The sequence below is a fragment of the Nocardiopsis exhalans genome (genome assembly GCF_024134545.1).
GTDB lineage: Bacteria > Actinomycetota > Actinomycetes > Streptosporangiales > Streptosporangiaceae > Nocardiopsis > Nocardiopsis exhalans.
On the sequence record NZ_CP099837.1, the window covers coordinates 4462302 to 4481859 of the forward strand.

Consider the following 19558-nt stretch of genomic DNA (forward strand, 5'->3'; position numbering starts at 1 on the left):
CCCGTCGCTTCCGGATCGGTCTGTCCCCCATCCTTCTCGCGGTGACGGGTTCGGATCTACTCAGGGATTGCCCTGCGGAGGAGGGCCGGGGTCCGGCGCACTCCAGAAGAAACAGCGGCGTACCCGGGCGCGCCACACCTCGTAGGCGGGTTCGGTGCCGCCGTCTCCCGGTTCGACGCGCTGCCGGTCGGCGAGCGAGGCCGCCGTACCGGAGTCCATACCGGTCAGTGCCTGGACTCCTGCCTCCGTGTGTTCGGGCACATGCCCGGAGAACACCCGGGCCTTGGCCGCGAAGACCGCCCCTTGGAAGACGTGCGGCGCGTCCTCGCCCGCGAGGTCCAGGAGTGCGCGGATCTGCGCGGGGCTCGCGCCTCCCGCGAAGACCGCGGCGAGGCCGACCCCGCTCCACAGGTCGGGTCGGCGCTGCCGCGGGAAGCGCCCGACCGCGGCCGCGACCCCGTCGTGGCGTGCGCCGTGGACGAACCACAGTGCCCGTCCCACCCCCTGGTCGAAGGCTCGGGGGAAGTACTCGGGCGCGCCTTCCCAGGGATAGGGCCTGGGTGTGCGCTGGCCGTCGATCCAGCGCGGGGCGTCGAAGTAGGCCAGGTCGAAGCCGTAGCCGTCGACCGCCAGCCAGCTCATGGTCGGATGGTAGGGGTTGCCCTCCAGGTCAGGCAGGATGTTCCGCCACAGCGGGCGGGGCAGGCGGGACATCGCGAAGCCGATGCCGATGTAGGTGAGGAACGTGTGGGGCAACGCGGGGCCGAGCATGAACTCACGGGTCCGGTCCCTCCCGCCGAGAGGGAGCGCGTCACGGATCGTGTACGCCATGGCGACGCCCTCGAAGGCGAACCCGCGCAGATCGGGTGCGACCGTCTCCAACCGATGCTCCACCTCGCGGGGGTCACGGGCCTCGATCCCCCATTCGAAGCCGCAGACCACGGCTTCGGGAATCCTCTCCAGGCGGCGTGCGGAGGGGGCGTCCCGACCGGGGAATCCCAGGTGCGCGAAGCCGACACGGTGGAGCGGCGGTGCGAGCAGCATGCGTCCGAGGGCGCCGACAGGGCGCGGACCGGCACCCATCTCAGGCGACGGTCTGACGGATGCAGGCGGAGCGGGAGAACTTTCCCTCCAGCGTGACCGACGGATCGGCCAGGGTGACGGCCAGCGGCGTGTCAGTCTCCTGGACCTCTTCCAGGGGAAGGTGTACGTAGGTCCGCAGTCCCCTGGCGATTCGGAGGGGGTGCCGGGTGGAGCTGAGGAACATCCTTCCGGAGCGTGTACGGTCGCTCTTGGGCACCGCGACCGCGATGACCACGTGCGGCCCCGTGGGCACGTCGGCGATGGTGAACTCCGCCCGGCCGGTGGCCGAGAGGACCTCGTAGGCAACAGGTGATCCCTGGGGGACCGCTTCGGGGAACACGGCGACGAGCACGTCGCTGGCTCCGGCCTCTTCGGGGAGGTCGACCGTACCGCTGATCGTGTGGCAGGGGCCCGGAGCCCGCGGCTTCAGGAACCGCGCCCGGCGCATCTCGTCCGTACCGGGCAGGCAGGAGTACTCGTGGGAGACGACCACGAGCAGCTCGGCCACCCTGGGGTCGCGGTACTGGGTGGGCGACATTCCCACCGCGCGGGTGAACCTACTGGTGAAGGTGCCCACGCTGTTGTAGCCGACCCCGCACACGATGTCGGAGACGGTGAGGTCGGTCGTGAGCAGGAGCCGTTTGGCGGCGAACAGTCGCACGGAGGTCAGGTATCTGCCGGGAGGAACACCTGTCGCCCGCGCGAAGACCCGGGAGAAATGATAGGGGCTCACGAAGACCTCGGCGGCTATCTGGTTCAGCGTGAGCGACTCTGTGTAGCGTTTGTGCATGGTGTTGATCGCTTGCCGGACGGACCTGTCCATTCTCTCCATACGATTCTCCCAGGCATAGCAGAGGGCGGGAAATTTTTCCCATTAATCAGAACCATAAATCAAGGACTCAACACAGAGAGGCAGCAGCAAAAAAGAGAACGAAAACAGGCCGGGACGGACCGCCCGCGAAGGATAATTGATCCACCCACCCAATCAAACGGTAACTTATACAAGAAAAGGAGCGCCAGCCTTCCATCCCAAACCAAGAGGAAACCACAATCGCACCCGGAGGCAAGTACACCCCCGTGCGACCTCAACCCGAGGGCCGCGAAGCAATCCTCATAGTTCCACCGAGCCAGAGCGGCAATCATCTCCCGGATTGCTCCATGGGGCAACAAAAAGGACAGACCACCCCTCATTTACACCCACAAAAGAAACACCGACAGTGACGCGGCGCCACCCTGAGTGATTGTCGATTGCGTGAGAAGCCCCAAAATCACAATCATCATGCAATTAGTTCAGACAGAACCGGGTACTTATTTTGGCTGGGCGAGACCTGAACCCCCGAGTCAAGAAACAACGAGTCACGTTCGGGCCGCATCGGCTACTTTGCGCGACTCCTGTCGCCCGGCCCCGACACAGCGGCCAGAAAAAGGGATGATCATTCCGAACCCGTCCGCGCGGAGAGACCGAAACACGGTGAACCGGCGGACCGTAAGAAGCGCCAGCCACAAGTAGCGAACACCCACGGCCTTGGTCAGACTCGGTCACATGAGTCCCAGAAAGGCAGATCCCCGCACCCGAGCCCACATCGTCGACACCGCCGGCCGCCTACTCACCGACGAGGGCCCACAGGCCCTGTCCACCCGCAGGATCGCCCAGGAAGCGGGCAGCTCGACCATGGCCGTGTACACCTACTTCGACGGGATCGGCGGTTTGGTGCACGCGATGGTCCGCGAAGGGTTCTCCCGCCTCCAGGAACACCTCACCCGGGTGGAGGGCACCGACGACCCCGTCTCCGACCTCGCCCTGCTCGGCAGGGCGTTCCGCCACAACGCCTCACACAACGAGCACCTGTACGCGGTCATGTTCGGCGGATGCTCCCTGGCCGGGTTCAGCGTTTCCGAGGAGGACAGGCAACACGGCCGCTACACGCTCCGCAACGTGACCGAGTGCGTACAACGCTGCATGACCGCCGGCCGCTTCCACCACGGCGACCCCGAACTGGTCTCCCACCGCCTGTGGTGCGCGGTGCACGGGCTGACCACCCTCGATCTGGGCTCCTACCTCATCCCGCCCTACGACGCGGACCGGTGTTTCGAGGACCAGCTCGTCTCCCTCATGGTGGGCTGCGGCGACCTTCCGGGCCCAGCCGGAGTGTCCGTGGCGGACTCCGCGACGCGCCTCACGGCGTTGACGGCGGCCCGGTCCTGAGGAAGCGGCCGGACAGTCCTCCCGTCAGAGCGGCAGGTTGCCGTGCTTGCGCCTGGGCTGTTCCCTGCGTTTGTCCCTTAGCAGGGCCAGCCCGTCCGCCACTGCGGCGCGGGTGTCCACCGGGTCGATCACCTGGTCGACGAACCCCTCCTCCGGTGCGCGATAGGGGTGCATCAACCGCTCCCGGTAGTCCGCGACCAGCTCCTTGCGCCGCGCGTCCGGGTCGGCCGCGGCCCGCAACTCCCTGCGGTGGACCACGTTCACCGCGCCCTCAGCACCCATCACGGCGATCTCGTTGCCGGGCCAGGCCAGAGAGAGGTCGGTGCCGATGGAACGGGAGTCCATCACGATGTAGGCGCCCCCGTACGCCTTGCGCACGATCACCTGGACACGCGGGACCGTCGCCTCGCAGTACGCGTAGAGCAGCTTCGCCCCGTGCCGGATCACACCCGCGTGCTCCTGCGCGCTCCCCGGTAGGAAGCCGGGCACGTCCACCAGGGTCACCAACGCGATGTTGAAGGCGTCGCAGAAGCGGACGAAGCGCGCCGCCTTCTGCGCCGCGTCGCTGTCGAGCACACCGGCCAGGACCATCGGCTGGTTGCCGACCACCCCGACCACCGCACCGTCCACGCGGGCCAGCGCGCACAGCACATTGGGCGCCCACCCCTCGTGCACCTCGAAGAAGTCGCCGTCGTCCACCACCTCGGCGACGACGTCGCGCATGTCGTAGGGCTTGTTGGGCTCCACCGGGACGATGTCCGCCAGACGCGGGCGCACGTCCTCGCGGGCCCCGGTCGGCGGTTCGGCGGGCGGGACCGAGAGGTTGTTGTCGGGCAGGAGCGAGAGGAGGTGGCGCACGTCCTCAAGGCAGGCATCCTCGTCGTCGTGAACGACCGCGGCCACACCGGTCCGGCCGCCGTGGACGTCGGCGCCGCCCAGCTCGTCGTGGCCCACCTGTTCCCCGCTCACCGCGGCGATCACGTCCGGGCCGGTCAGGTACATCCTCGCCGTACCCCGGACCATGAAGGTGAAGTCGGCGAGCGCGGGTGAGTAGGCGGCCCCGCCAGCGCAGGGCCCGAGGACGACGCTGATCTGAGGGATCACCCCCGAGGCGGCCACCTGCCGCCGGAAGATCCCGCCGTAGCCGTCCAGTGCCGCCACCCCCTCCTGGATCCGGGCACCGCCGCTGTCGTTCAGCCCGATGAGGGGCGCACCCGCGTCCAGGGCCAGATCCATCACCCGGTGGATCTTGCTCGCGTGCTCGGCGCCGAGCGATCCCCCGAGGATCGTGAAGTCCTGGGCGTAGACGAACACGCGGCGGCCCTCGACCGTCCCCGTCCCGGTCACCACGCCGTCGGTGTGCGGGCGGCGGCCCTCCGTGTCCGGACCTGCCTCCCCGCGGCGGCGAAACACCCCGAGCTCGACGAAGGAACCCTCGTCCAGGAGCAGTCCCAGGCGCTCCCGAGCGGTGCGCTTGCCCAGTTCGTGCTGGCGTTCGACACCGTTGGGGTCGCCCGCCTCGATACGGGCCAGGAGGGTGTCGCGCTCCCGGCGCAGCACCGCCATGGTGCGGGGTTCCTCCCCGGGCACCGGTCCGGGTACGGACACCGGTCGCAGATCGACCTCGGACACGCTCATGCGGTTCTCACCCGCCCGTCGGGGACGGTACGGGCGGCGGCGCCGGGCAGCCCGTGGAAGGCTCCGCCGTGGAACAGCAGCGCGGAGCCCTCCTCCCCCGATGCCGCTTCGAGCACCCGGCCCACGAACACCGTGTGGTCACCCGCCACGATCTCCTCCGTCACCTCGCACTCCAGCCAGGCGAGCGCGCCGGTGATCAGGGGAGCTCCCGTGCGGGGACCGGGGATCCAGCCCACCGGTGCGAACTGCTCCCATCCGTGCGGGCGGGCCCGATCCGCGAAATGGCGCGCGGTCCCCTCCTGATCGGCGCACAGGACCGACACCGCGAAGTGCCCTTCGGCGGAGACGGCCTTGTGCAGGCGTGCCGTACGGCCCACGCAGCACAGCGCCAGGGGCGGTTCGAGGGAGACCGAGCAGAAGGCATTGGCCGTCATACCGTTGGGGTTGTCGCCTCCGACCGTGAGTACCGTGACCCCGGTGGCGAACGCGGACATCACCCGGCGCAGGTCCGGCATGTCAGCCCACCGCCCCTCGTGCGGCCGCGGCCTCGGTCCGGTAGGGAGCGAGGGCCTCGCGGAGCTCCTCGGGCACCCGGGTGGGAACCGTCTCCGTGTTCGGGCCGCGCATACACGCGATCCGCTGCCTCCCCCGGGCCACCAGCGACTCGCCCTCCTCCTCCATCAGGAAGTAGTCGAAGGTGAACTGGACCTGGGTCTGGGTGAGCTCCTCCAGACGCATCCGGATCGAGAGCTCGTCGAAGGCCGTGATCTCGGCGAAGTACTGGCAGTCGACCCGGAGCGTGAAGAGCTTCAGGTCGCCGCGCACGTCCGCCAGGACCCCCGGGGCGTGCTCCTTGAGGAACATCTCCCGGCAACGGCCCTGCCAGCGCAGGTAGTTGACGTAGTAGACATTGCCCACCAGGTTGGTCTCCTCGAAACCGACCGTGTGGCGGACCTCGTAGTAGTCGGACATCAGCGCTCCTCTCCGGTCAGGAAGGCGAACATCACCGGGTCGGGGTTCCCGTTCAGGGTGGTGCTCCAGGTGGCGATCCGGGCGTCTCCGGACGAGAGGACCACCCATCCGTGCCCGCCGACCTCATCGAGCGTCAGGGCGCGGCCGGTGCCGCCCGCCTTGCGCAGGCACTCCAGCGCGCCCCACAGTCGGGCGGCGGCGACGTGAGGGGACTCCGCGGCCCGCTCGGCGACCAGGTCCCGCAACGACATGAGACCGCCACCGAGCAGCCCGGCCCAGTCCTCATCGGCGCGTTCCCGCACGGTCTCCACGTCACAGGCCAGGCGTCCCCCGCCGACGATTGCCAGTGTCACCCCGGCGCCGTGCGAGGCGGAGATCACGGCTCCCTCGACCTCGGGACGGCCGTCCGGCCGGTAGCGGACCCGGACGGGGCGGTTCAGCGCCCGCCCCACCGCCAGTTCGGTCCTGGCCCGGCGCTCCTCGGTTCCTCCGCCGGCTCCGGAAGCGGGGTCGGGGTCGACCACGACCGCACGGGAGCCGCCGAGCACCCGCTCAAGCTCCCGTTCCAGGTGCGGGCCGAGCAGCGCGGGCGCCCAGGGGCCCGCGCCGCCGCTCCTGCGGACCGCGCGCAGCCTCAGGCCCTCCCAGCGTTCGAGCAGCTTGCCGGACGGGTCCCGCACGTCGACGTCGTAGACGTAGGAGTCCCCCTCCTGGAAACGCTCACAGGCGTCCAGGAGAACGCATTCGGGCTCCTCCTGGTCCTGGGGGCGGGCCAGCACGATCCGCTCCACCCCCTCGGGCAGGAGGGTCCCGTCGGGGACACAGGCCTGGAGGACGTGCATGGCGGCGTCCCGCACACCCGGGTCCGCCAGGACCCGTTCCTGCGGGAGGAAGGTCCCGAACCAATGCCCGGGCGAGGCCGTGGACAGCTCGGCGACCACGTGGCGCGCGCTGGCCCTGCGGTAGGAGAGCAGGCGCTGGAACCTCTTGCCCTGGAAAAGCACGTCCCCGTACAGCTCAGACGGGTCGACAGCCACCCTGGGCAAGGGCTGGGAGGGCTCGCCGGCCGACTCGTGCCCCCGCTCCGGGTCCGTCCGCGGCCAGCGCAGGACGGCCCGGAAGTGGTCGGCGTCGTACCCGGTCTCGTCACTGCGGACGACGACCTCGACCGACTCCGCGTCGCGCACCAGTGCGGCCACCCGCACGGTGGTCGTCTCGCCCGGGCGGACGGCCACGGGCCGCAGGAATCGCGCGCCCTCCATCACGGGGGGACCCGTGTGGCCGCTGACCGCCGTCGCCGCCTGCGCCATCGCCTCCATTCCGATGACCGCGGGGAAGAGCAGGTCACCGTCGAGCAGGTGGTCGTCCAGGTAGGGGTCGTCGGTGGCCGACAGGACGGCTTCGGTGACCAGCTCGACTCCGGGGTAGTGGACCAGGACGCGGTCCACGAACCGGCCCAGCGGAAGTTCGCGCTCCTCGGTGGCGAGGGTGGGCAGCCCGCCCGTCCGGCCGCTGACGACCAGCACCGGCCCGACGGAGCGGTCGGCGAGGACACGGTGGAAGATCGCGATCCCCTCCTCGGCGGAGACCGGGGTGATGCCGTCGCGCATCAGCGCCTCGACGACGCCCAGCCGCTCCCCCATGCCCGCACCCGACCAGACCGACCACTCCAGGGCGAGGACCCGGGTGTGCGGGTGCTTGGCGCCGTACTCGACCGTCATCTCGGTGAGCCAGTCGTTGGCCGTGGAGTAGTGGGCCTCGCCCCGCAGGCCCGCGCGCCCGATGATGCTGCCGAAGGTGACCAGCAGCCGGAGCCGGTCCGGGTCGAGGGCGTCGAGCACGGCCGCCAGACCGTCGGTCTTGGGAGCGAGCGTGCGCCGGAAGAGCGGTTCGGTCAGGCTTCCCAGGGCGGTCGGTTCGTTGCGCCCCGCGCCGTGGAGTACGGCGGTGACCGCTCCCAGTTCCCCCTCGGCCGCGCGCACGGCGCTACGGACCTCCTCCGGGCGGGTCACGTCCGCCCGGAGGTAGACGAACCGGGCCCCGGCCCCCGACATGCGCTCCAGGTTGGCGGCGAGTTCGGTGTCCTCCTCCGGGGCGGCGCGACCCAGCAGAGCCAGTGCCGACCCGTACTCGGTGGCCAGTGACAGGGCACACTCGGCGGTGATGCCCTTGCCCCCGCCGGTGACCAGTACGACGTCGTCCGGGCCCAGGGGCGCGTCCTGCGCCGGTTCGGCGGCCGGGGGGACGGCGCGAAGGAGCGGCACGGTGCGGCGCCCGTCCGTGTCGTAGTGGACCTGGGTGAACCCCGTGGTGGCGGCGACTTCGGCGGTCACCCGGCGGACCGCCTCCCGGAGGTCGTCCGCCGAGGCGGGCTCGGGGTCGGCCAGCGTGACCACCGTGGTGAGCGTCCCAGGAACCTCCAGGTGCAGCGTCCGCGCCACGCCGGAGGCACCGTAGCCGCCCTGGACCACCACGAACCGGGTCCCGGCTCCGGCGGCCAGCCCGGACCTTGCCGCGTCGAGCAGGGTGCCGACCAGTTCCGGTCCCCCACCGTCCGGCAGGCAGAGCAGCACTCCCTCCCCCAGGCCGGAGAGGGACCGGCGCAGGGGTTCGGCCAGCGGGTGGCCCGGGGAGGCGTACACGCTCCACCCGCCCTCGGAGGCGGCCCCCTCCTCGGAGCCCGAGCGCGGCGGCACAGGTGCGGCCGCGTGGGCGACCTCGAAGGCGCGGACCCAGGGGGCGGCGCCCGCGGCCTCGCCCGCGGCCGCGCCCCCGTCAGCGGTGTCCGCCAGCCCGTCGATCACTCCGGCCAGTTCGCCCAGGGTGGACGTGGCGTATCCGGACGTCGCTTCGAGCGGTGGCAGACCCAGACGGCGGGTCACCTCGTTGACCACCTGGCCGACCGTGATGGAGCTCAGGTGCAGGTCGTCCAGCGGTCTGGTGTCCGCGTCCACCATGGAGACCGGAAGCTCCACGCGCTCGGCTGCCAGCGTGCGCAGGAGTTCCAGGGTGTCCGCCGCTCGGTCCCCCTGTGTGTCCTGCTCTCCCCGGCCGGAAACGTCCCCGTGCCCGTCCGGCACGGTCTCGGTGCGGCCCACGTCGAGGCCGGGCGCGCTCTCACAGGGGCTGGCGAGGAAGACGAACTCCTCGGGGAGTTCCCTGAACAGGCGACCGGCGAAGAGTCCCCGAAGGTCCACGGCCGCACCCAGGGAGTAGGCGGCGGCCACCGCCCGCAGGAAGGGAACCAGGGAGGGGGAATCGGAGTCCACAGCGGCGACCGGAACATTCGGGACGGCTGCGGCCGCCAGGCCCGAGAGCACCCGCCCCGGGCCGACCTCGATCAGCAGGTCAGCGTCCTGCGCCAAGCGGACCACCGCCTCGTGGAAACGCACCGGGAGGACGACCTGGTCGCGCAGGAGCGCGCGCGGATCGGTGTCAGGTGCGAGCTCCTTCCCGGTGACCGTGGACACCAGCCCCGGGGCCAGGGGGCCGAACCCGGTCTCGGCGAGCCTGCGGTCCAGCACCTCTGCCGAGGCCGCCACCAGCGGTGAGTGGAAGGCGTGGGAGACCCTGACCCGGGTCGCGGTGATCTCCTCGGCGCGGGCCAGCGCGCACACGCGCTCCACCGCCTCGGCGGGGCCGGAGACCACCGTCTGCTCCGGGCCGTTGTACCCGGCCACGACCACCTCGGCCTCGCCCTCGACCAGGGCTTCGGCTGTGGCGGGGCCGGTCTCCAGCCCGGCCATGGCGCCGTCCGCCCGTCCGGTCCGCGCCATCGCCCGGCCCCGGGCGGCGGCCAGGTCCAGGATTTCCCGTTGGTCGACGGCACCGGCCCAGTGCAGGGCGGTCAGCTCGCCCAGGCTGTGCCCGGCCGCCCCGTCGGCCCGTACACCGAGATCGTTCAGCACGGCCATGGCCGCGAGGGAACCGGCCACGATACGGGGTTGGGCGACCTCGGTCGCCACCTGGTCTCCGCCCTCGGGCAGACCTGCCGAGCGCAGGACGCGGTCGGCCGCGTCGAACCGGCGGCGCAGGGCTCCGGTGCGGCCGGTCCCGGCGCCCTGTCCGGGAAAGAGGTACCGGATGCTGGGTGCGGTGGTGCGGTGGGCGAGGTAGGCGCCGAGTTCCGGAGCCATCACCTCCGTCTGTCCGTCGTCCATCCGGGACAGCAGAACGCGCACAGCCCGTTCCGCGGCTTCCGGAGAGGAGGCGACCACGGCCGCGCGCGCCGGGCGGTCACCGGCCCGCTCGCCGAGCGAGGCCGCGAGGTCGGTGAGCTCGGCGTAGGAGAGGCGGGGCAGCAGCTCCGCCAGCTCTTCCAGGCCCCGCCGGACCTCAGCGAGGTCCGTGCCGTCGACCACCAGCAGTTCGGCGTCCTGTCGGCCCGCGACCAGGGCGCGGGTCCGGTCCGTCAGACCGGCGCCCCGTTGCCCGGCCGCGGCCTCCAGGGTGATGTGGGTGTTGATGCCGCCAAAGCCCATGGCTGAGACACCGGCCCGCACGGGGTGCCCGCCCGACCAGGCGAGGGGCTCGGTCGGCACCCGCAGGGCAGCCGTCTCCTCCTCCAGCAGGGGGTGCGGGTCGTGGTGGCCGGTGGCGGGCGGGATCACCCCGTTGCGCACCGCGAGGATCGCCTTGATCAGACCGGCGACTCCAGCCGCCGCCTTCGTGTGGCCGAAGTTGGCCTTGACCGAGCCCAGGGCCGCCGGTGGTGCGGAGGGATCGGCCGCGGCCCGGGCCCCGGAGAGCGCCGCCAGTTCGGTGGCGTCGCCCAGTGCCGTGCCGGTGCCGTGCCCCTCGAAGTACCCGATGGTCTCGATTCCGTACCCCGCTCGGGTGTACGCCCTTTCCAGCGCGAGCCGGTGGCCGCTCTCCTCCGGCCGGGTGATGCCGCCCCGACCGTCGGATGAAACGGCCCATCCGGCGATCAGGGCATGAATGCGCCTGCCCTGTGCGATCGCGTCCTCCTCCCGCATGAGGACCAGGGCGCCCGCACCCTCCCCCGGCCAGAAACCGTTGGAGTCCTTGTCGTAGACCTTCATCTCGCCGGTGGCCAGCGCCCCGGTCTTCGCGAAGCCGATCACCTCGAAGGGGTCGATGGACAGGTCCACCCCGCCGGCCAGGGCGGCGTCCAGGTCCCCCTCGGCCAGGGCGGTGGCCGCGGTGGCCACGGACAGCAAGGAGGAGGAGCAGGCGCCGTCCACCGTGTAGCCGCCGCCTCCGAGGTCGAAGTGGTTGCACACGCGGCCCGCGATGGTGTTGGAGAGGCCGCCGGCGAGGGTGTCCTCGTCGATGCGGGGGAAGGGGGCCTTGTAGGAGGTTTCCAGATCGGCCAGGAACCCCTCGGCCTGGTCCTCGTCCCAGCCGTGGTCGAGCAGGGCCGAAGCTACGGTCCGGCGGACGTAGGGCCAGCGCAGCCGCAACGTGTTCGCCCGGGAGAATTCACCGGTGAGGCTGTTACCGATGACCACACCGGTGGAACGCCGGGGCAGTCCGTCACCCTCCGGAAAACCGGCGTCCAGCAAAGCCCGGGACATCGTCTCCAACGCCAACCAGTGCGTCATGTCCGTGGAACGAAAGGAGCTCCCGGAAACCCGATACCTCACCCTGTCGAAAGTGAACCCGCGGAGCACAGCGGCTTTTTTCGAGTAGAATCGGTCCTCAGCAGAGGGATCTTCGGACCAGTAGTCCGAAAGATTCATCCGCTCGTTCGGAATTCTACGAAAAGCCCTCCTGCCAGCAAGGACGTTCTCCCACAGGTCATTGTAGGAGTCCGCATCAGGATAAGCCAGACCGATCCCCACAACCGCGATCCGAGCACTCTTCATAACCAACCCCGCACCATCAAGAGAAATAGAAGAATCCAGAATAACTAGTCCAATCATGCGCAACGAAGGGCCGAATGTCTTCTTCCATCGTGCCGTCAAAGGATTCGCATATTCCATAACAGCGTCATCATTTGCGCGAAACAGGAATGAATCAGCCGGGCAGACCGGAGGCGCGGATGGTGATGTTGAGGCGGCCGTTCAGGCCCAGGGCGGGGTCGGCGGTGCCCGGGCGGGTGCGGGGAACCCCGTGATAAGCCATCCGGGAGGGGCCGCCGAAGACGAACAGGTCGCCGCTGCGGAGTTCGACGTCGGTGTAGGGGCGGGTGCGGGTCTCGGTGTTGCCGAACCTGAAGACGCAGCTGTCGCCGAGGCTGAGCGAGACCACCGGGGCGCGGGAGAGCTCGTCGCGGTCCTGGTGCATGCCCATCCGGGCGTCGGCGTCGTAGAAGTTGACCAGGGCGACGTCGTAGGGGTCGCCCTCGTGCGGCGTGCCGTAGGCGGCCTCGACGGCGCGCGCGGCCAGGGCGCCGAGCAGTTCGGGGAAGGGCCGGACCGGGGTGCCGTCGGGCAGGGTGCGCGCATAGGAGTAGGGGTGCCAGTGCCAGCCCAACGAGGTCATGGAGACGCTCATGACCCCGCCGCGCGGCATGGGGTGGCGGCGGGTCCCGGCGGGTCCGCTGGCCCACTCACGGCAGCGTCGGACCAGGTCGGCCTGGGCTTCGGCACTCAGCCAGCCGGGCAGGTGGACGGCGCCCGGGGCGACGGTGACGGGCGGCGGTCCGAACAGCGCTTCGTCCATAAGCCCATCCTGCCCCGCGCGGATGACACTTCCGTGCGGGGCAGCGGTGGGTTCGGTTCGGCTCCGCGAGACTCAGCGGCGCGTGAGGTCGCGGATGTTGACCACCAGGAGCACGACCACGATGAGCACGATGGGCACGGTGATGGCGATGCGCCAGTCCGCGATGAAGGCGGCCACCACCCCCACGAACAACCCGATGATCACCGCGGCGATCGCGATCCCGGTCAGGTACTGGACGAACTTGCGGCGGGCGAGGGAGTCGATCGCGGCGAAGGCCAGCACCACCCCGAGCATGGCCCACAGGGTCATCTGCCCGTCGAGCAGGAACAGGGTCAACGCCAGCGAGATCAGCAGCAGCGGGGTGCTCAGGGCGACCCACAGGTGCAGGAAGCGGTTGGCGCGTTGCTCGCCCGAGGCGTAGGGCATGTGCGGTGCCTTGAGGTGCCCGGTCGGGGAGGGCACCAGCGGCGTGTCACTCTCCAGGAAACGCAGCAGGGTGTCGCGTTCGTCGGCGAGCAGGACCCGCTTCTCGTAGACCCCCGCGAGTTCCTTCTCCAGTTTCTCGATCCGCTGGGAGTACTCGCGGGCGCGCGGCCGGGAGGCGGCCTCGCGGTCCAGGACCATCCGGGCCGAGTCGAGCCGGCGGAGGTGGTCGCGGCGGCTGACGATGTCGCTGTCGATGTCGCGCAGGCGCGTCTGGAGGCCGCTTACGTGGGAGCGCAGTTCGGCGCGGGCGGCGCTCTCGCTGGGTGCCACCTTCTGCAGGCCGACCCAGGCCAGCGGGTCGGCCCAGGAGCGGCGGATGGTGCCGTCGCGCTCGTAGCGGGGGCCGCTGGGCGCGCGCTCGCCGTCGAAGAAGTCACGGGTGTCGCGGCCCCACAGGCCGCGGAATCCGCGCACCCAGGGGGTGTCGTCGTCGATGAGGACGGCGTTCCACTCGCGGTCGCCGCCGGGGCCCAGGCGTTCGCCGTCACCGCGCGCGTAGTCGACGAAGGGCACTCCGATGCCGTGCCGGTTGATGGCGCTGTCCGCGCGGAACAGGCGTCCGGTGAGCCGGCGCCAGCCGCGGACCAGGCCGCGCAGGACCGCGGGGTCGACCTGGATGAGGTAGTCGCCGGGGAGCATCTGGTGCGAGTGCGAGCCCGCGCCGACGTAGATCTTCGGGTGGACGCCGTCACGGTGCAGGTCGGGATCCGCCCAGGAGCGGCGCAGGTCGTCGCCGTGGTACTCGTGCGAGGAGGCGCCGACCCACACCGGGCGGGTGGTGCCGTCGGGGTTCTCCACCACGTAGACGGTGACGCGTTCCCAGTCGGCCTCGTGGTCGTTGACCCCGCCGTAGATGGTGCGCCAGTCGTTCATCGCGTAGAAGAACCAGTACTGCAGGACGATGTAGCCGCCCTCGCGGGTGACGCGCCCGTAGTAGGTGGCGCCGCCGTTGTCCACGCGCTCGCGGTAGCGGGTGACCGCGGCGAAGGTGACGCCGCCGGGGACCGCGCCGCGGATGAGCAGCGAGAGCTTCATGAGGATGTCCAGGACGCGGCCGAGCACGCCCACGGCGGCCAGGCGACCGCTCTTGGGGATGACCGAGCGGGCGATGCCCCTGAAGCGGCGGGCCTCCTCGCGAAGGGTCTCCTCCTGCACGAAACGCAGGTGCTTGTGGCGCCCGGGCCACTCCTCCTCGGCCTGGGAGAGCCGGTCGAGGGTGAGTTCACCGGCGGGGACGATGACGCTCTCGCGTCCGCCGGGTTCCTCGATCCAGAGGCTGCAGTTGCGTACGTAGGCGTCCACGTCGGTGGGGAAGAAGAGCTCCCCCTTGGTGCACATGAGCACCGGTTCGTGGGCACGCAGGAGTTCGAGGTCAGATTTGGCCGCCATGATTCGGACCAAGTTAGTGCATTCGGAGGTCCCGGCGCGCCCTGGAGCGCCATGCCGTCGGGTGGGACCCGTCATGCCACGTTCCTGGCCGGTGGGGGAACCTTCGCGGGATCCTTACTTGCCATGGTGGAAAGTGAATGACACGATGGAAAAATGACGGCGGCGGAGGGAGCGCGGATGCGCAGGGACGAAGCCTTGGACGCCCTGGAAGAGGCCGGGGTGATGAGGGCGAGGGTGCGCACGATGGGACGCTGGTACCTGACCTTCTCCTCCGTGTTCGCGGCGGCGGCCGTCGTGTTGCTGCTGACCCTCGGCTTTCTTCCGGACACACCGGCGGCCGTGGTGGTCGGCGTCCTGTTCGGCCTGACCGTCCTGACACTCCTGGTCTGGTCCGCCACCCGTCCTGTGACGCCACACCGGTTCGCCTGGATCCACGGGTTCGCGATGCTCGGGTGGGGCGCCGTCTACGGCGTCGTGCTGCTGGCGGGAAACCAATACTTCCCGGGTGTCCCGGCCTGGTGGGCCGTCGGAGCCCTGCTGTCCGCCGTCCCGCCGCTGGTCGCCGGTTACCTCACCGTGCGTGGAAGCCGGAGTACACGTTGAGCCATCCCCGAAGCCGGCTGGACGAGGTCATCCACTCCCCCGTCCGGTTCTCCGTCGTCGCGGCGCTGGCCTCGGCCACCAGCATCGAGTTCCGGGTCCTGCGGGACCTGGTGGAGGTCAGCGACTCCGTGCTCTCCAAGCAGATCGCGACCCTGGAGGAGGCCGAGTACGTGGGCGTGACCAAGTTCCGGGTCGGCCGCCGCACCCGGACGTCCCTGTCCCTGACCTCCCAGGGTCGCAAGGCCTTCGAACAGCACGTCCAGGCGCTGCGCGACATCGCCGAGGGACTGGATCTGCCTCTGCCAGACTCCGACTGAACCCGTTACCCTTCCGTCGCAGCCGTGTCTCGGGCACGCGCCGCGCGCAGTTCGAGCGCGTCCAGGATCAGTTCGAGGACCACCTCGAAGTGGTCCCGTTCGTCGACGTCCGGGAGGAAGGGCGACACGGCGGCGAGGTTCGGGTGCTCACGCGCGGAGGCAGTGAGGTAGGAGCGCCGCCAGGCCGACCGGTCCTCCTCCTGCTGTTCCCGGTCCAGGGAGTGGAAACCCGCCTCGTAGGAGCTCAGGGCGAAGGCCGTCTCCGTGAGCGCCCGGTAGTACGTCGCGGCGTCCCGTTCGGCGAAACCGGCCTGCCGGAGTGCGCCGACGACCGCGTCACTGCCCCGTAGCTCCGCCGGTCCGCGGGTGACCCGGGTGGAGACCAGGGCCGCCACCCGGGGATGTGCCAGGCTGGCCCACCGGATGCGTCGGGCGAGGTCGGCCAGGGTCTCCCGCCAGGCGTCCGCCGCGGTGAAGTCCCGCAGCGCCTCGTCGAGCAGGCGTTCGGCCAGCCCGAGCAGGATGGCGTCCTTGCCGTCGAAGTGCCGCAGCACCGCCGTGTGGTTGGAGCCCAGCTCCTTGCCCAGCCGCCGCAGGGTCAGGGCGTCCGGACCGTCGTTCTCGATGACGGTGCGGGCAGCGTCCAGGATGCCGTCCGGGGTCAGCCCGGCCGACGGGGGGCGGCCGCGCCGCGCGGCGGGCCGCCCTGTCGCCGGGGCCCCGTGAGCGGGCTCGGCATCGGGACCGGTGCCCGACACCTCTCCTGCGCTCATCGGCCATCCTCCAGGTAGGCGACCACCGCGCGCAGGGCGGCCACGGTCTCGGCGTCGCGGTCGTGGTCGTCGGCGGTGGGCCAGGCGCTGGTCTTGACGATGACCACGTCGGCGTCGGGATCGACCCACAGGAACTGGCCGTGGATGCCCAGGCCGGTGAAGGCCCGCCGTTCACCGCCCAGGGTCCACCACAGGTCGGAGTAGCCGTAGTGCGGCAGGCCGGTCGGCCCGAGCTTGCCCACCTCCAGGTGGGGCTCCCCGGCGCCACGAGCGCGTTCGGCCCACCCTTCGGGGAGGAGCCGTTCGCCGTCGTGGACCCCGTCCCGGGCCATGAGCAGGCCGACCTTGGCCAGGTCCCGGACGGTGGCGTTGAACGAACCGCCGGCCAGCGCGGTGCGCGGACGCTCGCGGGTCAGGAAGTAGTAGGCGTCGTCCTCGGCGCCGATCCGGTCCCAGAGGCGGTCGGCCGCGTACTCGGCGATGGGCATGCCGACGGCGGCCTCGAGCACCCAGCCGAGCACCTGGGTGTCCAGGGTGGAGTAGTTGAAGCGGGTGCCCGGCGGCACTGTGGCCGGGACCCCCTTGAGCACGGCCAGCAGGGAACCGCCGCCGGTCACCGCCCGTTCGAAGTCGTTGATCGTGGCCGAGGGATCCGGGTAGTCCTCCAGGTACTCGTCCCCGGCGCCGCTGCTCATCCGGAGCAGGTCCTCGACGGTCGCCTCGGCGTAGGCGGTGCCCGCCAGGTCGGGGCGGTGATCCGCGACCCGGTCCGCCAGGGAACCGATGTCGCCCTCGGCCAGGGCCATCCCGACCAGGACCGAGGTCACGGACTTGGTGAGGGAGAAGAGCTGGAACCGGGTGTGGGGGCCGGCGAAACGCCCGGGATAGGTCTCGTGGACGAGGACGCCCCTGTGCACGACCACGAAACCGGTGGTGTTGGTGGCGTCGTGCAGTTCACCCATGGTGCGCCGACGGCCACCGTACTCGTAGACCACCGGCAGCGGCCGAGCCGCGCGGGGCAGCGGGCGCGGCGCCCCGGAGCGGGGGACCTCCTGGGTGGGCATGAGCGCGTCCATGTGCGTGAACGTCCACTCGTTGATCGGGCGCCGGGTGACGACCTCGGCCTGGTTGCGCCACAGCCACATGGCTCCGGCGCCCAGGCCCGCACCCAGCCCGGTGGCGGCCGCCAGTGCCGCCAGGCTCCTGATCGCTCGGGACCGACTCGATTCCATCGCTCACCTTTCCTCGCCGTCTTTTCGTTCCAATGGTGACACCACTGGAACGAAAAAGGCAAGAGCGAACCCGCGCACAGAGTGGTGCGCGGGTTCGGTCGACCCCGGCCAGGGGCCGGGGTGACGGATCGGCGGTCCTCCGCCGCGCTGCGTCCGCCCCTCGGGGGCGCGCGGCGAAGGACCGGCCTCAGGCGACCCGCTCTGGCAGGCGGGCCTCCCGGTCGGGTGACCCGGGGACGCCGTCCTTCGTCCCCGGGCCGGTCTTGCTGTGCCGCGCGCGTACCGCCTTCACGGACCTCGCGGCCTTCGCGGACCCGCGCCCGGGCACGGCGGGTTTGGCGCTCCGGTCGCCCCGGGCGGCGCCGATCCCGGCGACCACCACGAGCCCCATTCCGACCAGCTGCACGGCGACCGGCGCCTGACCGATGATGATCAGACCCATCACCAGGGCCACGGCGGGCTCCAGGCTGGAGAAGGTGCTGTAGGCGGTCCGACTCATCCGCTGGAGGGCGATCATCTCCAGCAGGAACGGCACCATCGGGAAGAGCAGCGCGATGAGCAGCGTGAACATGATCAGCCCGAGATCGGGCTCGGCGATCGCGGCCGGGGCGCCCAGCGGCGCGGTGACCAGCGCGCCGACGGTCATCGCCAGGGCCAGGCCGTGCACGGCCCTGAAACCGGAGCCGACCCGCTGGGTGAGCACGATGTAGCCGACCACGCAGACCGCTCCGGCCAGTGCGAAGCCGACGCCGACCAGGTCGAGGTCGCCCATCCAGGGGCGGGTCAGGCAGACCACGCCGACCACGGCGGCGACGATCCACACGAGTTCGCGGCGGCGGCGCATGGCCGCCACGGCGACCACGAGGGTGCCCAGGAACTCGATGGAGGTGGCGGTGCCCAGCTCGATCCGCGCCGTCGCCTCGGAGTAGAACAGCATCATCCCCGCGCTCGCTGTGCCCAGGATCACCACGGCCCCCAGCTCACGGGCGGTCGCCGCGCGCACGGCCCGCCACAGAGAGGGACCGCCGAGCATCAGGAGCAGCAGCGCCGCCCACGTCAGCCGCAGCCAGGTGATCGTGGCCGGGCTCGCCTGATCGAAGGCGATCACGGCCAGGGCACTGCCGGTGTGCAGCGTGAACATGGCGATGAGCAGCATCAGCGGCGCCGGGACCTGAATCCGGGCACGACGGGACGAAGAGAGGAATGAGGGGATCACCCGACTATTGCACCGACATCGTTCGTTTCTGTCCACGAACTGATGGTTGATGAAGCATGTAGTTTTGGTTGATGGATTTCACGCGCCTCCGCCTGCTCGTCGAACTGGAACGATTCGGCACGATGGCCGCTGTGTCCGAGGTCACAGGCATGAGCACCTCTGCGGTGTCCAAACACTTCGCCGTTCTGGAGAAGGAGGCCGGTGTCCCGCTCCTCGTCCCGGACGGGCGGCGGGTACGGCTCACCCCGGCTGGCCGACGACTGGCCGAGCACGCCGTGGACATCCTCGCGCGGGTCGAGACGGCCCAGGCCGAGTTCGACGGCGACACCGAGCCGGTGGGCCGCGTCGACCTGGTGATGTACACGTCAGCGGCACCGATCGTGCTCCCGGCGGTACGCCGACTGCGGCGCGACCACCCCGGTATAGACATCCGCCTGACCGAGTACGAGTCGGACCAGGCGCTGGGTCTGCTCCAGGACGGCGGGGCGGATCTGGGGGTGGTGTACCAGTACAGCCTTCTCCCCCGAGAATTCCCGGGCACGCTGACGGTGTACCCGGTGGGAACGGAGGGGCTGCTGCTCTCCCAGCCCTCCGAGGGCGCGGACAGCCGGACGCTGACCCGGCGCCGCCTGCGCGAGCTCGCGGACGCCTCCTGGATCGCCAGCCCTTACCGGGGCGACGAGGAGGCCCTGCTGCAGCGCATGTGCGCCGACGCCGGGTTCACACCCCGAATCCGGCACCGCGTGGACACCCTGGAGCTGTTCGAGGAACTGGTGGCCACCGGGGTGGGAGTGGGCGTGGTGCCCCGGCTGTCGAGCACCACCCGGCGCGGGGTCGCGCACGCACCGCTGGGCGAGCTGGGCGGGGTGCGCCAGGTGTACCTGGCCGGGCGCACCGGCGGCTGGGCCTGGCGGCCGATCCGGGTGGTCGCCGCCTACCTGCACCAGGCCGCGGAGGACGTGCTCAACGACGTCCCGCCGCTGCCGTTCTGACCGCCGGAACCCGATGAGGCAGGG

The 19558-nt window shown here is 70.8% G+C and carries 15 protein-coding genes; 4 read left to right on the forward strand and 11 right to left on the reverse strand.

Features of this window, described 5'->3' with window-relative positions; genetic code table 11:
• Positions 1–60 precede the first annotated feature (60 nt).
• Both NE857_RS19680 and NE857_RS19685 read right to left on the reverse strand, forming a co-directional pair.
• Positions 61–1083, reverse strand: a complete 1023-nt coding sequence (locus NE857_RS19680; protein ID WP_301184234.1) for a DUF1702 family protein — start codon at positions 1081–1083, stop codon at positions 61–63.
• Position 1084: 1 nt separating this feature from the next.
• Positions 1085–1906, reverse strand: coding sequence for a helix-turn-helix domain-containing protein (locus tag NE857_RS19685; RefSeq protein ID WP_254417125.1), 822 nt, complete (start codon positions 1904–1906; stop codon positions 1085–1087).
• Positions 1907–2626: 720 nt separating this feature from the next.
• Here NE857_RS19685 and NE857_RS19690 point away from each other — a divergent pair.
• Positions 2627–3289: a TetR/AcrR family transcriptional regulator gene (locus tag NE857_RS19690; protein ID WP_254417126.1), complete on the forward strand. Its 663-nt coding sequence runs from the start codon at positions 2627–2629 to the stop codon at positions 3287–3289.
• A gap of 24 nt (positions 3290–3313) precedes the next feature.
• On the opposite strand, the gene NE857_RS19695 is transcribed toward NE857_RS19690, so the two are convergent.
• From NE857_RS19695 to NE857_RS19720, 6 genes are all read right to left on the reverse strand, one after another.
• Entirely contained in the window at positions 3314–4927 is a 1614-nt protein-coding gene (locus NE857_RS19695; RefSeq protein ID WP_254417127.1) for an acyl-CoA carboxylase subunit beta, read from the reverse strand.
• A complete protein-coding gene (locus NE857_RS19700) occupies positions 4924–5442 on the reverse strand; it encodes a flavin reductase family protein (RefSeq protein ID WP_254417128.1) in 519 nt (172 codons plus the stop codon). The genes NE857_RS19695 and NE857_RS19700 overlap by 4 nt, the downstream gene beginning before the upstream one ends.
• A 1-nt stretch (position 5443) precedes the next feature.
• Positions 5444–5899 carry an acyl-CoA thioesterase gene (locus NE857_RS19705; RefSeq protein ID WP_254417129.1) on the reverse strand — a complete coding sequence of 152 codons (456 nt, stop codon included), beginning with the start codon at positions 5897–5899 and terminating at the stop codon, positions 5444–5446.
• Complete coding sequence (locus NE857_RS19710) at positions 5899–11727, reverse strand: type I polyketide synthase (protein ID WP_254417130.1); 5829 nt, start codon at positions 11725–11727, stop codon at positions 5899–5901. Before NE857_RS19710 ends, NE857_RS19705 begins: the two co-directional genes overlap by 1 nt.
• A gap of 151 nt (positions 11728–11878) precedes the next feature.
• The gene (locus tag NE857_RS19715; protein WP_254417131.1) at positions 11879–12526 is read right to left on the reverse strand and encodes an alpha-ketoglutarate-dependent dioxygenase AlkB; all 648 of its coding nucleotides are present in this window, start codon (positions 12524–12526) and stop codon (positions 11879–11881) included.
• Between the two features lie 72 nt (positions 12527–12598).
• Positions 12599–14401 (reverse strand): hypothetical protein, encoded by a 1803-nt coding sequence (locus tag NE857_RS19720; RefSeq protein WP_254417132.1) that lies wholly within the window; start codon positions 14399–14401, stop codon positions 12599–12601.
• A 177-nt stretch (positions 14402–14578) separates the two neighbouring features.
• On the opposite strand from NE857_RS19720, the gene NE857_RS19725 reads away from it, so the two are divergent.
• Both NE857_RS19725 and NE857_RS19730 read left to right on the forward strand, forming a co-directional pair.
• Positions 14579–15004, forward strand: a complete 426-nt coding sequence (locus tag NE857_RS19725; RefSeq protein WP_184364582.1) for a hypothetical protein — start codon at positions 14579–14581, stop codon at positions 15002–15004.
• Positions 15001–15321, forward strand: a complete 321-nt coding sequence (locus tag NE857_RS19730; protein ID WP_184364584.1) for a transcriptional regulator — start codon at positions 15001–15003, stop codon at positions 15319–15321. Before NE857_RS19725 ends, NE857_RS19730 begins: the two co-directional genes overlap by 4 nt.
• A 5-nt stretch (positions 15322–15326) precedes the next feature.
• On the opposite strand, the gene NE857_RS19735 is transcribed toward NE857_RS19730, so the two are convergent.
• From NE857_RS19735 to NE857_RS19745, 3 genes are all read right to left on the reverse strand, one after another.
• Positions 15327–16094, reverse strand: a complete 768-nt coding sequence (locus tag NE857_RS19735) for a TetR/AcrR family transcriptional regulator (RefSeq protein WP_254417133.1) — start codon at positions 16092–16094, stop codon at positions 15327–15329.
• A complete protein-coding gene (locus tag NE857_RS19740) occupies positions 16091–17326 on the reverse strand; it encodes a serine hydrolase domain-containing protein (RefSeq protein ID WP_246420234.1) in 1236 nt (411 codons plus the stop codon). Before NE857_RS19740 ends, NE857_RS19735 begins: the two co-directional genes overlap by 4 nt.
• Before the next feature lie 187 nt (positions 17327–17513).
• Entirely contained in the window at positions 17514–18542 is a 1029-nt protein-coding gene (locus NE857_RS19745) for an EamA family transporter (RefSeq protein ID WP_254417134.1), read from the reverse strand.
• A gap of 71 nt (positions 18543–18613) precedes the next feature.
• Between NE857_RS19745 and NE857_RS19750 the strand changes: the two genes are divergently transcribed.
• A complete protein-coding gene (locus NE857_RS19750; protein WP_017581185.1) occupies positions 18614–19534 on the forward strand; it encodes a LysR family transcriptional regulator in 921 nt (306 codons plus the stop codon).
• Positions 19535–19558 lie beyond the last annotated feature (24 nt).